Genomic DNA, 13,210 nt, shown 5'->3' with positions numbered 1-13,210 from the left:
TCAAGGTGTTAAATTTGTGATGAAATGGTACTTTCAAGTAAATAAAAAATCAGGCTTATTTCAAAATGAAATAAGCCTGTTCCATAGGAGGATGTATATATGTAGAGTGAATAAAAGTTTGGAAAAGGGGGTCCAAGTCCTTTTATTCAACTAACTACCTTAATAGATTGGAACCCAGCCTTCAGTTGTCACAAAAATACGAATAGCTACAACTTGGCGATCATCTTGCAAGGTAAAATAATGTCTTGCATTTTCAGGAACAGATATTAAATCGCCTGGCTCAAGTTCAACATCAAAGAATTTCCCATCTTTACCTTCAATAGCGAAAATGCCATGACCACTGACGATAAAGCGAACTTCGTCATCTGTATGATGGTGTTCCTTTTGGAAATTAATTAATAATTCGTCAAGGTTAGGGGTGCTATTTGAAAGTGAAATTACATCATGTGCTTTATAACCACGGCGTGCTGAAACATCAGCGATTTCTTTTGAAAAAATAGCTAATATTTCAGCTTTGTTTTCATCTGTTAACGAATAATTTTCATTTAAATGAGTAGGAAGTTTAGAAATATTCCATTTCTCATATAAAACGCCTTCCTCTTGTAGAAATTTAGATACTTCCACTTCATTTTCAATACGAGTATTTACTTCATGAATACGAATTTGCGCCATTAGAAACGCCTCCCTGAATTGATAATAGTTTTATATGAAATTGGAATAAAAACTCATAAGCTTCTAATCTCTTCTTTGCATCAAAGCTATCTCGGCCCCATACAGTAATACCGTGGTTACGGATTAATACTGCACCCGAATCTCCTTGTATATGCTTTCGGAAGTTTTCTCCAAGCGTTGGGATATGGGCATGGTTTTCGATAATAGGAATGTGAATTGTTGCACCTTCTTCCCAAATATCGAGTGCTTTAATAATTTCTTGATTTTGAAGGGTGACTGCATCACTATATAAATTTGTGATGACATTATTATCGGTTGTATGAACATGAAGTACGCAACCGGCATTCGTATTGTTATAAATGTGTGTATGCAATATTGTTTCTGCTGAAGGACGTAATTCAGTCTCTAAAACGGGAACTCCTACATGATCTACTAATAGAAAATCATCTGGAGTGGTTTTTGTTTTATCTTTACCGCTTGCCGTAATAAGAAAAGTAAGTGGTTCATGACTAACCTTTATAGAAATATTACCACTTGTTGCTGGGAACCAATTTCGTGTTGTTAACTCTTTTTTTATCTCGCTTAAGTCATACCATTGACGAAAAAGTTGTTTCATGCCTTCACCTCCAACAAAAGTTTTAATTCAGCTTGCACATCTTGAAATGTTTCAAACGGTGTATAAGCAATATGATTTTCTTCACACTTTGTAATAAGAAAATCGCGAGCGAATACTTTATCAGCTTGTTTCGCGGCTTGTAAATCAGTAATAGAATCTCCAATTACAATATGAAAGTCATCTGTATCACTTAATTTACGGATTAATGATGATTTACATAATCCGCAATGATTTTGACAATGATCATCACAAGAATGAGGCCATTTAACTGTAATAAACTCTGCTGAAAAGTCTGTTTCATTACAATAAATTTGCTCTTTTGGAATGATTCCTTGTAAGAGTGGATAGACGAAGAAATCCATTCCACCTGATATCACGTAAAAAGAAATGTTATTTTCCTTTACGAATTGTATAAACTCATGAAAACCACTACGGATTTCAGCAGTTTCTATTAAAAATTGAATAATATCATCGTGCAGATTAGTAGGTATTAATTGAAATAATTGAGAAACACCTTCTTGAATGGATAGTTCTTGTGATAAAATTTTATTCTTTACTTCTTCGGCTTCTGGTGGTGCGAATTTTTCCATAATGGACATAATGTTATCATTATTTGTAATCGTGCCATCGAAATCACAAAATACTTGAATACTCATAATTTCACCTCATAAGAGGGATTTCCCCATATTTGTAGTGCACTATGCAAATTTATGTCGTCTACTTCATGGAGTGGTTTATTTTGCAAAGTAGCATCAATTGCAGTACGAAAAGCTTTACCGCCGCCTTGCGCTCCATTTGGATGTCCGTGTATCCCGCCGCCAGCATTAATAACAACATCTTTACCGAAATCTCGTACAATAAAGGGAACGAAACCAGGATGAATACCAGCAGACGGAACAGAAAAGCTCTTCTTGAAAAATGCATCGTCTTCAGTTAAATATTTTGAGATAGCAAGAGCCTCCTCTTTTTCTAGCGCAACACTTCCGTATGGAGATGGGAATAATGAAAAGTCAGCCCCAGCATAACGTAGTAGCTTTCCAAGTAATAATGGAGATGAAACTCCATATAACTTGGATGCTGAATAAGCACCACTTACAGCAGGATGTGCCATAATAGGAACTGGGATTTCATCATCTTCTGCAAGTGATTGTAGTACATCTAGTCCGTAAGCAAATACGTTAAATAATAGAATATCAGCTCCAGCTTGCACTGCACGTTTCGCATTTTCTTTTAAATCAAAAGTTCGCCCTGTTAAATTTACGGCATATAACGTTTTATGACCGTATGTTTCGTAGACAGATTGTAAAACTTCTTTTCCAGATACAATGCGTTTCGTAAGGGGTGTTAATGCATTTTCAAATAATATTTCATCATCTTTTACTATATCTACACCACCAATTGCTTGATCGCGTAATTGCGTTTTTAAATACCCAATGTTTCGTCCAATCATTCCTTTAAAAATACTCATTAAAAGGGGACGATCATGCACTTGTAAAAGATTTCGAATACCATCTATCCCGAATTTTGGACCAGGAAAATGTTTTTTTAACTCGTCTGAAAAAGTTAAGTCAATTAGTTTTACTTCGCCATCAAGTGATAGCTTTCCAAATGTAGTCGTTAAAATCGCTGGTAAATCTGGACTGAAGTTTAATAGCGGATATTCGATTTTAATAATTCCGCGTTTTACTTTTTTACGTAAATACGAATTGGTATGTTCATGTTCAGCTAATTCCTCAACATGAATGACGTTGCCTTTATGCTGCTTTAATTGTTCTTGCAATAAGTGTGGCAAATGAGTCCAAGAGCCAATTGTTAAACCGAGTGCAATTTGCTCAGCTTTTTTTTCTAAGTTATGTGAATCATCATGGATTAAATACGTCGCTATAATTCCGCTCATTGTTATAACCTCCTAGTTAAATAAAAAAACCTCTCAGCTAAGGAGAGGTTTTTTTACAACCAGCTCCTTATCTGTCAGCGTAATGCTGCGAGAATTAGCACCGTGTCTACAATTGTAGATCGGTTGCCGGGTTTCGTCGGGCTCGTCCCTCCACCTGCTCTTGATAAGAAGTATTTAGAAATGTTTAAATTTTTAAGATAACTGAATTTTGTCAGATATTTTTCGTGTTGTCAATTACTTTTTGAAAAAATTTAATTTATCAATTCGATGAATGGCTTCTCGTAATCTATCTTCTGTATGCAAGAGACCAACACGGACATACCCTTCTCCATGCTCACCAAATCCAACACCAGGAGCAACTGCGACATGTGCTTTTTCTAGTAAAATATTAGAAAATTGCTCAGAGGTATATCCTTTTGGAACGGGAAGCCATGCAAAGAATGATCCTGTTGGAATGTCTACATTCCAACCAATTGAGTGACAGGCTGAAATAAGAGCGTTTCTTCGAGATTCGTAACTATTTACAAGGTCTATTACACAAGACTGTGAACTTAATAGCGCTTCTCGAGCAGCATCTTGAACTGCACCGAATATACTAACATACATATGATCTTGTAATAGGTTAATTGTTTCAATCACACTTTCATTCCCTACAGCAAAAGCGATGCGCCAGCCAGCCATATTGAAAGTTTTTGATAATGTGTAAATTTCAATTCCTATATCTTTCGCACCATCTGCTTGCAAGAAACTAACAGGTTTTTGACCATCAAATCCGATAGCGCCATAAGCAAAATCGTGAACAACTAATATATTATGTTTATTAGCAAAGTGAATGGTTGCATCAAAAAAATCTTTTGATGCAGTAGCACCGGTAGGATTATTTGGATAGTTTAAAAACATTAATTTTGCACGCTCTGCAATAGAGTCATCAATGTTCGTATAATCTGGTAAAAAGTTATTTTCTGCAATAAGCGGCATTGTTTCAAAGTGTGCTTTTGCTAAAGCAACCCCGGATAAATAATCAGGATAACCTGGATCCGGAACGAGAATCGTATCACCGGGATTTGTAAAACAAATCGGTAATTCTACTAGTCCAGCCTTCCCTCCAAACAAAATAGCAATTTCAGTTTTTGGGTTTAATTCCACGCCGTATTCACGTTTATAGAATGTAGCCACGGCTTCCTTTAAGCTTTCATGTCCGCGAAATGGCGGATATTTATGATGAATGGTCTTTTCGGCAGCATCTTGTAAAGCTTTTACGATATGCTGCGGTGTTGGTTGATCTGGATTACCTTGACCTAGATTAATAACATCGTGACCAGCTGCAACGACTTTGTTAACTTTTGCAACAAGTGAAGCGAAAAATTGTGTTGGCAATGATGTTACTATCTCAGAAGGTTGAAATAATTTCATACTTTCCACCTCTTTTGAAAGTTGTTACAATTCTAGTGACAAATGATATAATCTTTCCAGTATTTTGTAAAGAGAAAAATAAGAATGGGGCTGAAAAAATGAAAGTCGCATGTATTCAAATGGATATTGTTTTTGGAGATGTAGAAAAAAATATTGAGAATGCTAAAAATAAAATAAGTGAAGCTATGAAGGAAAGGCCAGATGTTATCGTCTTACCAGAACTATGGACAACAGGATATGATTTAACGAGACTTTCTGAAATTGCAGATAGGGATGGAGTGGAAACGAAAGAAAAGTTAATAGAATGGGCGAAGCAATATGATGTACATATTGTTGGTGGGTCCATAGCAAAGCAAACAGAGCAAGGCGTTACAAATACGATGTATGTTGTAAATAATGAAGGACAGTTAGTCAACGAATATAGTAAAGTACATTTATTTCAGCTTATGGATGAACATAAATATTTAATAGCTGGTAATGGTACAGGCGAATTTAAGCTAGATGATGTTGAATGCGCTGGAACAATTTGTTATGATATTCGTTTTCCAGAGTGGATGCGTGTTCATACTGCTAAAGGGGCAAAAGTATTATTTGTTGTAGCAGAATGGCCATTAGTTCGTTTAGCACATTGGCGTTTGCTATTGCAAGCAAGAGCAGTTGAAAATCAGTGTTATGTTGTTGCGTGTAATAGAGCAGGAAAGGATCCGAATAATGTGTTTGCAGGTCATTCTTTAATTGTGGATCCTTGGGGTGAAGTTGTAGTAGAGGCGAATGAAGAGGAATCAATTTTATTTGGAGAGCTTGTATTCGAGAAAATTAGAGAAGTACGAAAAGGAATTCCAGTTTTTGCGGATCGTCGTCCAGAATTATACAAATAAAATGTTGACAATTGATTTTTATTCTTGGTATAGTCATCAACATAAAGTTAAAAATTCAAAAAATTATACAACTCTTATCAAGAGCAGGTGGAGGGATTTGGCCCGATGAAGCCCAGCAACCGACCGTAATACCATTGTGAAATGGGGCGTTTATTACGCCAAAAGGCACGGTGCTAATTCCAGCAGAAAGTAAAACTTTCTGGCAGATAAGAGGGGAGAAGATAAACTTCAAACCTCTTTCTTAGTGGAAAGAGGTTTTTCTGTGTTAGAAAAACCTCTGAATTTAAAAAGGGGGAGAAGACGATGGGATATTATTTATTAACAGAAATAACAGCTGTACAATATGCGAAAGATCATGGTTATTTTGAAGAGAAGGCAAATGTCATTTGTCATGAAATTGGAGATGGAAACTTAAATTACGTGTTCAAATTAGATGATGGAGAGAAATCCATTATAATAAAACAAGCACTGCCTTATGCTAAAGTAGTTGGTGAAAGCTGGCCATTGTCTATAAAAAGAGCAACGATTGAAAGCAAGGCATTACAAATTTTTGCGCAGTATGTACCGGATTATGTTCCAGTAGTGTACAGTCATGATGAAGAGTTAGCAATAACGGTAATAGAAGACTTATCAAGACTAACAATTACAAGAAAAGGATTAATAGACGGAGAAGAATATCCGCTTTTATCCCAGCATATTGGTCGTTTTCTAGCACATGTTTTATTTTACACTTCAGATTTTGGTTTACAGTCAGAAGAGAAGAGGATACTAGAAGGTACCTTTGTAAATCCGGACCTATGTAAAATTACAGAGGATTTAGTGTTTACAGATCCTTTTGGGCATTATGATACAAATGATTATGAGCCAGATTTACAGCTCGTGGTTGATGAACTTTGGAGTGATAAAACTTTAAAACTAAAAGTAGCACAATATAAATATAAGTTCTTAACAAGAAAAGAAACTCTTATTCATGGTGATTTACATACTGGTAGTATTTTTTCGTCACCTTCTGAAACGAAAGTGATTGATCCAGAATTTGCGACATATGGCCCATTTGGATTTGATATAGGTCAATTTATTGCAAATCTATTATTAAATGCTTTATCTAGAGAAGAAGAAAAGAGAAGTGTACTATTTTTTCATATAGAAAAGACGTGGAGTTATTTTGTAGAGACTTTTACAAAGTTATGGATTGGGGAAGGTGTAGAAGCATATACGAAAGAAAAACAATGGTTACCAATTATTTTGCAAAATATCTTTACTGATGCAGTTGGATTTGCCGGATGTGAACTGATTCGTAGAACAATTGGTTTAGCTCATGTAGCAGATTTAGATGAAATAGAAAATAAAGAAACAAGAATTCAAGCTAAGAAACAAGCGCTATCCTTAGGTAAAGAACTAATAAAATATGAATCTAAAAGTGCTGATATTCAACTGTTTCGAACATTATTTCAACAGACAGTTTCAGGGGGCGTAAAAGCGTGAGTACAATTGTTACTGTTCCGAGATCTGTAAGCTGGAAAGGTGATGCAATTGCGGTATTAAATCAAACGAAATTGCCGCATAGCACAGAATACAAAACATTAACGACTATTGAAGAGGTTTGGAAAAGCATCGTAATGTTAGAAGTACGAGGAGCGCCTGCAATTGGAATTGTAGCTGCATTTGGCTTGGCGCTTGCATCAAAAAAATATAACACTGTACATATTGAAGAATTTCAAAAGAAGTTTAATAGAGATTGTAATTATTTAGGAACGTCACGCCCGACAGCAGTAAATTTATTTTGGGCAATTGATCGTATGAGAGAATCTATTCGAGAGATTACTACAATAAAAGAAGCACAAAAAACATTAGAAGAAGAAGCGCTTCGCATTCAGCAGGAAGATGAAGAGGTGTGCCGAAATATTGGGGAATATGCGTTAACATGTTTTAAAGATGGCGATAATATTTTAACAATCTGTAACGCTGGAAGTATCGCAACTGCCAGATATGGAACTGCATTAGCTCCCTTTTATATTGGAAAAGAGAAAGGTGTGCGTTTACATGCATATGCGTGTGAAACGAGACCAGTTTTACAAGGTGGTCGCTTAACGACCTGGGAATTGAAGCAAGCAAATATTGATGTGACCCTTATTACAGATAATACTGCAGCTCATGCTATTCAAACGAAAGAAATAAACGCAATTATTGTGGGGGCGGATCGAATTGTCGCAAATGGAGATACAGCCAATAAAATAGGGACAATGAATTTAGCTATTTTAGCAAAGTACTTTAACATCCCATTTTACGTTGCTGCGCCACTGTCAACATTTGATGTTACGAAAGAAACTGGAGCCGAAATTATTATTGAAGAAAGAGATGAAACAGAAGTTACGAAAATCTTTGGAAAACAAGTAGCACCAATTGGAACGGATGTTTATAATCCAGCATTTGACATAACGCCGAATGAATTAATTACAGGAATTATTACTGAGAAAGGTATTATACGCGGGGACTATAAACGAGAAATTGCATCATTATTTGAAAAACAAGCTAATACATAATAGCTTGTTTTTTTATGCCTAAATGCAGTGTTTTCTCTTACTTATATAATGAAAGGAGGGGAAGAGGGTGGAAGAGTGGATCAAGATGATAGGTAATGTAGGGTTTCCGATTGTTGTAACATTATATTTACTCCACCGTATTGAAAGTAAATTAGAGGGGGTAATTGTTGCAATTGAGAAGCTCCCGCGGCAATTACTAAAGTACGAAGATCCTCGGGATAAAAAATAAAGTTTGCTCTTCTTGAGCAAACTTTATTTTTATTGAGCGGTATAACCACCATCGATAACGACAGCTTGACCAGTTATACCTTTAGCTTTTTCACTCGCTAAAAACATCGCATAATCTGCAATTTCTTGTACTTGTAATAAGCGCTTTTGTGGAACGAGTGGATAAATAACATCTTCTAAAACATTTTCAAGTGGTACATTTCGTGTAGTAGCTAAGTCTTGTAGTTGATTACGTACAAGGGGGGTATCAACATAACCAGGGCAAAGGGCATTAACAGTAATACCATGCGTAGCACCTTCTAAAGCGGCAACTTTTGTTAATCCAATTACGCCATGTTTTGCACTATTGTAGGCAGCTTTTCCAGCAAACCCGACAAGGCCGTTAATAGAAGCGACATTAATAATACGACCATATTTTTGTTGTTTCATAATCGGAAAGGCATGCTTAATTGCAATAAACGGAGCAATTTGCATAATTTGAATTAGTAGCTCGAACTTTTCAGTTGGAAAGTCTTCAATGGGTGAAACGTGTTGCATTCCTGCGTTGTTAATTAATATATGTAATGAACCGAAATGATCAACTGTTTGAGAAATTGCTGCTGTAATTTCCTCTTCAGATGTAACGTCACATTTTAAACCGATAGCTTGAAAACCTTCATTTTGTAATTGTTCAGCAGCTTCTTTTGCGCGTTCTTCAAGCCGATCGGTAATCACAACTTTTGCACCTTCTTTTGCAAAAGCCTTTCCCATTTCATAACCAATGCCACTTGCAGCACCTGTTAAAAAGACAACTCGATTTGTAACCATGATGAAAAACATCCCTTCATAATAAAGTTTTCATAGTGCTCTATTTAGAGAAGCTATAATGAAATTCCTGCAAACATTTGGAAAAAATATCGTTAGCTATCTTGTTTTGCAAAATAGTCTTTGCTATACTATTTTGTAAAGCAAGATACTTACGCTTATCTATCTTGTAAAGCAAGATAGTAGGAGGATTTGAATTATGTCGACAAGTCAAATGCTGAAAGGGATTTTAGAAGGATGCTTACTTGCTATTATTTCTGAAGGCGAAATATACGGTTATGAAATGAGTGAAAAGCTAGCGAAGTATGGTTTTACAATGGCGAGTGAGGGAAGTATTTATCCGTTATTAATACGAATGCAAAAAGAAGGACTAATAACAAGCGTAATGAAGGAATCTCCATCTGGTCCAAAGAGAAAATATTATACATTAACAGAAAAAGGCGAGGAAGCACTTGATGAATTTATGGATCGCTGGGAAACGATGCAAAGTAGTGTAGAACGTCTACTTGAAGGGAAGGGAAGGAGAAAATAATGCTATCAAGTGAAGCGCGAAAGTTTTTGTTAGATATGAGATTATTTTTGACGGCAAAGAGTGTGAAAGAAAGCGATATTGAAAATTTTATAGAAGATGCGGAACTCCATTTAATTGAGGGGGAGAGTGATGGGAAAAGTGTAGAAGATATTTTCGGAAGCTCACCGAAAGAATATGCAAATGAACTTGTCAAAGTAATGGAAAGAGATAGACAGGAAACGTGGAAGCAAATTGGTTTTACAGTAATGAATATCGTATCGTTTTGGATTATTGCTTCTATCTTAATAGTGAATCATGGAATGTTACAGATTTCACTTATTCAGTGTATCGGTTACAGTTTTTCATTGATTTTAGTTGTTATAGGTCCTAATTTTCTACTTCGCAAAATGACCTTCGTCACAAGCTTTACAAAAACATGGTTTTCCATGTGGTCTTTAGTTATGATTGCTCCATTGTTTTTATTAGGAGCTGTTACGATATTAGATGTGATATATCCTACAAAAATGCTCACATTCACCGAAGTCCAAAGTTATATAGTAGCTGGTGGGATTTTTATGATCACAGTAGCGATAAATATATATTTTGAAGGATGGTTTAAAAACTTATATTTAATCATTCCACTTTCTATTATGTTACTGTTTAAAACATTTACATCGGAAGATCTTATGCCAATGCTATTTCAAATTATATGTTTATACGGAAGTTTGTTTATTTTAATTTTCCTTGAAATTATGATGAAGACGAATAGAAGAGAAATGGTTAAATAAGGGAGGGGTTATAATGAATGTTTCTAAAGAAGGAGAAAAGTTTTTAATCGATACGAAAGTATATTTAATAACAAAAGGGATTAAAGAAGAAGAGGTGAACGCCTTTCTAGAAGATGCAGAACTTCATTTAATAGAAGGTGAAAAAAAGGGAAAGACGGTAAGGGACATATTTGGTGACTCACCAAAAGAGTATGCGGAAGAATTAGCGAAAGAGATGGAGAAGGATAAAAGCGGAAGTATAAAGAGTGTTTTAGGAATGATTATTGGTATTGGTGGGTATTGGTTACTAACCAATATTTTATTTGGAAATTCGAATCAACAATTTACGTTAACAAATGTACAGTTAATTGGTTATCCTATCGTTTTAATTATTACAATTATTGGAACGGTTTTTGCGTTTAGAATGTCTTCTTTTAAAAGTAAATTAGTAGAGTTTGGAATTATTTATGTAATAGTAATGATACCTATTTTATTATTAGTGTTATTAATGTTTATGAATAAATGGTACGGGACACCTGTATTGCAATTAACTACAATGCAAAGTTATATACTAGCTGGAATAATCTTATTAGTACTGCTAATTGGTGAAGCGTACATACTTGGATGGATTGGAATATTAGCTGTTATCATACCGTTATTAATTATGTTTGTATTTAAAGAATTAGGGAAGCAAAACCCATATTGGGGAATGTTAGAGCCTTTACTTCTGTACGGAAGTTTATATGTATTAATGAGATGGTCTTTTAAAAATAAAGAGGAAAAAACTGTAAGCTAGTTTTATACTAATAGTGAAGTGAACGAACTGAATTTTTTATCAAGGGGGGAACGAATATGCAAAGTATATTTCTAGGTATATTGTCTATTGTGTTTTTAGGTTTAACGATTTTTAGGCTCTATACTACCTTTTTGAAAAAGGTACATGATGACTATTTCGATACTTTATTAGATGACACATCGGGTTATATTCTATTCTTCGGTTTTATTGGAAAAGGGCTGCTCTGGATACACCAAAAATTATTTCCAAAGAAATATTATATAGGGATTTTTAGAGGGATTACATTTACATTTAGTTGTCTATTTTTATTTCTAGCAGCCGGGATTTGGTTTGTTGATTGGAATAAGTCGTTTTAAACAGTAACATGAGGGTTACTGTTTTTTTCTTTGTAATAAAGAGCTTTGTAAAGAGAGCGCTTTTTGTTCTGCTGTTAATAAGGAATGAATATGAACGTTTTCTGGACGAGGGACTATCGGATACATAAGATTGGTTGGAGAAGGATGGTGCTCCGAGCCAGTTGGAGAATGAGGATCTGCATGAGTAAGTTTTCCGTGAATACGTCTTGTAAATAAAATATGACCGATTTCGTGAGCGAGCGTATATATATTTTTCATAGGAGCAGCCGAATTTGTTAAAACGATATAGCCAGTAAGTTGCTGTTGTTTTGCTAAAGAATAAGCGCAGGCAATTACTGCTGTTTCTTTGAAATAATCACTGCCAATATAACAAATATAAAGGTCGCATTCAGGAGCTTCATTTACACATGTTTGGAAAAAGGATGCCAGCTTTTCTTGACTTTGAATGGAATTTTTATAACTGATTTCACGGTCAAAAAAACGGAAAAGTTCATTTAATACAATTACTTCTTGAATTTGAAATGTAATGGGGTGCCAAATTGATTCTGCAACAGCTAAATCTTTTGCGATGCGGTCATCAGAAATATCGGCGCCGGGAGTAATACAAATACATATATTGACGTATGGATCCATAAGGAACACCTCAACTGAAAAAAAGTTCTTCCTATAATATATGTGGGGAAAAGATGTCATGTATGGATAAACGCCTTCTTTATTGAATATATAGATGACAAGTCGAAAAAATTTCATAGTTCTATAACGTAGTGTGATCATCTTTTTGATATAGTAAAGAAAAGGGGGAGAATATATGTATACATTAAAAATCGTTTCAGACAGAGAAGCTCTTTATCAATTTGCAAGTTATGTAAGAGTTGTACAAGGGGTGGAAGATGTATATGTAGAGGTGGGAGAACCTTTATATGAACATCCGTTAATGAAGTTTTATGTACATATTAAGCTGAAAGAAACATATGAGCAGCATAAAGCGTTACAGGAAATAGCAAGATTAGTAGAATTGGGGCGTTTTACATATGTCCATTATCGTAATGATGAAATTGAGGAAGCTTTTGAAGCTGTAAAATATGAAAGTTTTAAGAAATAAAGGTGAAAAAAAGGAGGCGAAAGCTTCTTTTTTTCTTTAAAATTACATGAACAAAAAGAGCAAAATTTTGTTATGATAAGGGAGGTTAGGGAAAGGGGAATTTACATATGGGGTATATTGAAGAGTTACGAAAAGTCGTTGGTACAAGGCCGCTTATTCTCGTAGGATCAGCAATTATTATATTAAACGATAATCAAGAAGTATTGCTTCAATATCGTTCAGATACATATGATTGGGGTGTACCTGGTGGGGCGATGGAACTGGGCGAAACGACAGAAGAAACTGCACGTAGAGAGTTATTTGAGGAAACGGGGTTAACTGCAAAAATAATGCAATTTCTGGGTGTTCTATCTGGAAAAGAAGTATATTTCCGTTATCCGAATGGCGATGAAATTTTCAATGTTATTCATCTGTATCAGGCACATCATGTGAGCGGGGAATTAAAGCTCGATCATGAAGGGTTAAAACTTCAATATTTTCCAGTAGATAAGTTGCCAAAATTGAATGAAACGACAGAGAAAATTTTACAAAAGTTTTTATATGCGCTGACAGAATAGAAGGTTAATTCCTTCTATTTTTATTATATTAAATATTTTGATTTTTTAGTATGTTTATAGTATGATAGTT

At 35.0% G+C, this 13,210-nt stretch carries 17 protein-coding genes and 2 riboswitches; of the genes, 10 read left to right on the top strand and 7 right to left on the bottom strand.

Translation table 11 applies throughout. The annotated features are described in order from the left end of the window. Positions 1-159: 159 nt before the first annotated feature. From GBN91_RS01345 to GBN91_RS01325, 5 genes are all read right to left on the bottom strand, one after another. Positions 160-672, bottom strand: a complete 513-nt coding sequence (locus GBN91_RS01345; protein ID WP_000057313.1) for a 1,2-dihydroxy-3-keto-5-methylthiopentene dioxygenase — start codon at positions 670-672, stop codon at positions 160-162. Further along, entirely contained in the window at positions 650-1,288 is a 639-nt protein-coding gene (locus tag GBN91_RS01340) for a methylthioribulose 1-phosphate dehydratase (protein ID WP_000811341.1), read from the bottom strand. The genes GBN91_RS01345 and GBN91_RS01340 overlap by 23 nt, the downstream gene beginning before the upstream one ends. After that, positions 1,285-1,944, bottom strand: coding sequence for a 2-hydroxy-3-keto-5-methylthiopentenyl-1-phosphate phosphatase (locus GBN91_RS01335; RefSeq protein ID WP_000027461.1), 660 nt, complete (start codon positions 1,942-1,944; stop codon positions 1,285-1,287). Before GBN91_RS01335 ends, GBN91_RS01340 begins: the two co-directional genes overlap by 4 nt. Continuing rightward, positions 1,941-3,185 (bottom strand): 2,3-diketo-5-methylthiopentyl-1-phosphate enolase, encoded by a 1,245-nt coding sequence (mtnW, locus tag GBN91_RS01330; protein WP_000014180.1) that lies wholly within the window; start codon positions 3,183-3,185, stop codon positions 1,941-1,943. Before mtnW ends, GBN91_RS01335 begins: the two co-directional genes overlap by 4 nt. A 64-nt stretch (positions 3,186-3,249) precedes the next feature. After that, a riboswitch (SAM riboswitch) is annotated at positions 3,250-3,355 on the bottom strand. A gap of 64 nt (positions 3,356-3,419) precedes the next feature. Then, the gene (locus GBN91_RS01325) at positions 3,420-4,598 is read right to left on the bottom strand and encodes a pyridoxal phosphate-dependent aminotransferase (protein WP_088859625.1); all 1,179 of its coding nucleotides are present in this window, start codon (positions 4,596-4,598) and stop codon (positions 3,420-3,422) included. Between the two features lie 14 nt (positions 4,599-4,612). On the opposite strand from GBN91_RS01325, the gene GBN91_RS01320 reads away from it, so the two are divergent. From GBN91_RS01320 to GBN91_RS01305, 4 genes are all read left to right on the top strand, one after another. Then, positions 4,613-5,476, top strand: coding sequence for a carbon-nitrogen family hydrolase (locus GBN91_RS01320; protein WP_016123295.1), 864 nt, complete (start codon positions 4,613-4,615; stop codon positions 5,474-5,476). Positions 5,477-5,547: 71 nt separating this feature from the next. Then, positions 5,548-5,689, top strand: a riboswitch (SAM riboswitch). A gap of 90 nt (positions 5,690-5,779) precedes the next feature. Further along, on the top strand, positions 5,780-6,961 hold the full coding sequence (mtnK, locus tag GBN91_RS01315) for an S-methyl-5-thioribose kinase (RefSeq protein WP_152121215.1): 1,182 nt from the start codon (positions 5,780-5,782) through the stop codon (positions 6,959-6,961). Then, a complete protein-coding gene (gene mtnA / locus GBN91_RS01310; protein WP_144596537.1) occupies positions 6,958-8,019 on the top strand; it encodes an S-methyl-5-thioribose-1-phosphate isomerase in 1,062 nt (353 codons plus the stop codon). Before mtnK ends, mtnA begins: the two co-directional genes overlap by 4 nt. Before the next feature lie 67 nt (positions 8,020-8,086). Next, positions 8,087-8,248 (top strand): YvrJ family protein, encoded by a 162-nt coding sequence (locus tag GBN91_RS01305; protein ID WP_000393336.1) that lies wholly within the window; start codon positions 8,087-8,089, stop codon positions 8,246-8,248. Positions 8,249-8,277: 29 nt separating this feature from the next. Here GBN91_RS01305 and GBN91_RS01300 read toward each other — a convergent pair whose 3' ends face one another. Continuing rightward, a complete protein-coding gene (locus GBN91_RS01300; protein WP_000258428.1) occupies positions 8,278-9,054 on the bottom strand; it encodes a 3-hydroxybutyrate dehydrogenase in 777 nt (258 codons plus the stop codon). A 196-nt stretch (positions 9,055-9,250) separates the two neighbouring features. On the opposite strand from GBN91_RS01300, the gene GBN91_RS01295 reads away from it, so the two are divergent. The 4 genes from GBN91_RS01295 to GBN91_RS01280 are packed head-to-tail and all read left to right on the top strand — an operon-like array spanning position 9,251 to position 11,481. Continuing rightward, complete coding sequence (locus GBN91_RS01295) at positions 9,251-9,583, top strand: PadR family transcriptional regulator (RefSeq protein ID WP_000107982.1); 333 nt, start codon at positions 9,251-9,253, stop codon at positions 9,581-9,583. Then, complete coding sequence (locus GBN91_RS01290; RefSeq protein ID WP_000952889.1) at positions 9,583-10,350, top strand: DUF1129 domain-containing protein; 768 nt, start codon at positions 9,583-9,585, stop codon at positions 10,348-10,350. Before GBN91_RS01295 ends, GBN91_RS01290 begins: the two co-directional genes overlap by 1 nt. 13 nt (positions 10,351-10,363) lie before the next feature. Next, on the top strand, positions 10,364-11,125 hold the full coding sequence (locus tag GBN91_RS01285) for a DUF1129 domain-containing protein (RefSeq protein WP_152121214.1): 762 nt from the start codon (positions 10,364-10,366) through the stop codon (positions 11,123-11,125). Positions 11,126-11,181: 56 nt separating this feature from the next. After that, on the top strand, positions 11,182-11,481 hold the full coding sequence (locus tag GBN91_RS01280) for a DNA-binding protein (protein ID WP_152121213.1): 300 nt from the start codon (positions 11,182-11,184) through the stop codon (positions 11,479-11,481). A gap of 15 nt (positions 11,482-11,496) precedes the next feature. On the opposite strand, the gene GBN91_RS01275 is transcribed toward GBN91_RS01280, so the two are convergent. Continuing rightward, positions 11,497-12,114 carry an ImmA/IrrE family metallo-endopeptidase gene (locus GBN91_RS01275; RefSeq protein ID WP_000371605.1) on the bottom strand — a complete coding sequence of 206 codons (618 nt, stop codon included), beginning with the start codon at positions 12,112-12,114 and terminating at the stop codon, positions 11,497-11,499. A 175-nt stretch (positions 12,115-12,289) separates the two neighbouring features. Between GBN91_RS01275 and GBN91_RS01270 the strand changes: the two genes are divergently transcribed. Both GBN91_RS01270 and GBN91_RS01265 read left to right on the top strand, forming a co-directional pair. Further along, complete coding sequence (locus tag GBN91_RS01270) at positions 12,290-12,583, top strand: DUF3928 family protein (protein ID WP_000288330.1); 294 nt, start codon at positions 12,290-12,292, stop codon at positions 12,581-12,583. A 107-nt stretch (positions 12,584-12,690) separates the two neighbouring features. Further along, entirely contained in the window at positions 12,691-13,140 is a 450-nt protein-coding gene (locus GBN91_RS01265; RefSeq protein WP_000540529.1) for an NUDIX hydrolase, read from the top strand. Positions 13,141-13,210: the final 70 nt, after the last annotated feature.

It is taken from the genome of Bacillus sp. B1-WWTP-T-0.5-Post-4, assembly GCF_009183795.1.
Taxonomy (GTDB): Bacteria; Bacillota; Bacilli; order Bacillales; family Bacillaceae_G; genus Bacillus_A; species Bacillus_A cereus.
This window is presented reverse-complemented; position numbering and strand designations above follow the sequence as displayed.

What these genes read in the sequence shown, in the direction of transcription:
- GBN91_RS01345 (WP_000057313.1), bottom strand. Translation starts at nt 672, where the DNA reads ATGGCGCAAATTCGTATTCATGAAGTAAATACTCGTATTGAAAATGAA.
- GBN91_RS01340 (WP_000811341.1), bottom strand. Translation starts at nt 1,288, where the DNA reads ATGAAACAACTTTTTCGTCAATGGTATGACTTAAGCGAGATAAAAAAA.
- GBN91_RS01335 (WP_000027461.1), bottom strand. Translation starts at nt 1,944, where the DNA reads ATGAGTATTCAAGTATTTTGTGATTTCGATGGCACGATTACAAATAAT.
- mtnW (WP_000014180.1), bottom strand. Translation starts at nt 3,185, where the DNA reads ATGAGCGGAATTATAGCGACGTATTTAATCCATGATGATTCACATAAC.
- GBN91_RS01325 (WP_088859625.1), bottom strand. Translation starts at nt 4,598, where the DNA reads ATGAAATTATTTCAACCTTCTGAGATAGTAACATCATTGCCAACACAA.
- mtnK (WP_152121215.1), top strand. Translation starts at nt 5,780, where the DNA reads ATGGGATATTATTTATTAACAGAAATAACAGCTGTACAATATGCGAAA.
- GBN91_RS01300 (WP_000258428.1), bottom strand. Translation starts at nt 9,054, where the DNA reads ATGGTTACAAATCGAGTTGTCTTTTTAACAGGTGCTGCAAGTGGCATT.
- GBN91_RS01295 (WP_000107982.1), top strand. Translation starts at nt 9,251, where the DNA reads ATGTCGACAAGTCAAATGCTGAAAGGGATTTTAGAAGGATGCTTACTT.
- GBN91_RS01290 (WP_000952889.1), top strand. Translation starts at nt 9,583, where the DNA reads ATGCTATCAAGTGAAGCGCGAAAGTTTTTGTTAGATATGAGATTATTT.
- GBN91_RS01285 (WP_152121214.1), top strand. Translation starts at nt 10,364, where the DNA reads ATGAATGTTTCTAAAGAAGGAGAAAAGTTTTTAATCGATACGAAAGTA.
- GBN91_RS01280 (WP_152121213.1), top strand. Translation starts at nt 11,182, where the DNA reads ATGCAAAGTATATTTCTAGGTATATTGTCTATTGTGTTTTTAGGTTTA.
- GBN91_RS01275 (WP_000371605.1), bottom strand. Translation starts at nt 12,114, where the DNA reads ATGGATCCATACGTCAATATATGTATTTGTATTACTCCCGGCGCCGAT.
- GBN91_RS01270 (WP_000288330.1), top strand. Translation starts at nt 12,290, where the DNA reads ATGTATACATTAAAAATCGTTTCAGACAGAGAAGCTCTTTATCAATTT.
- GBN91_RS01265 (WP_000540529.1), top strand. Translation starts at nt 12,691, where the DNA reads ATGGGGTATATTGAAGAGTTACGAAAAGTCGTTGGTACAAGGCCGCTT.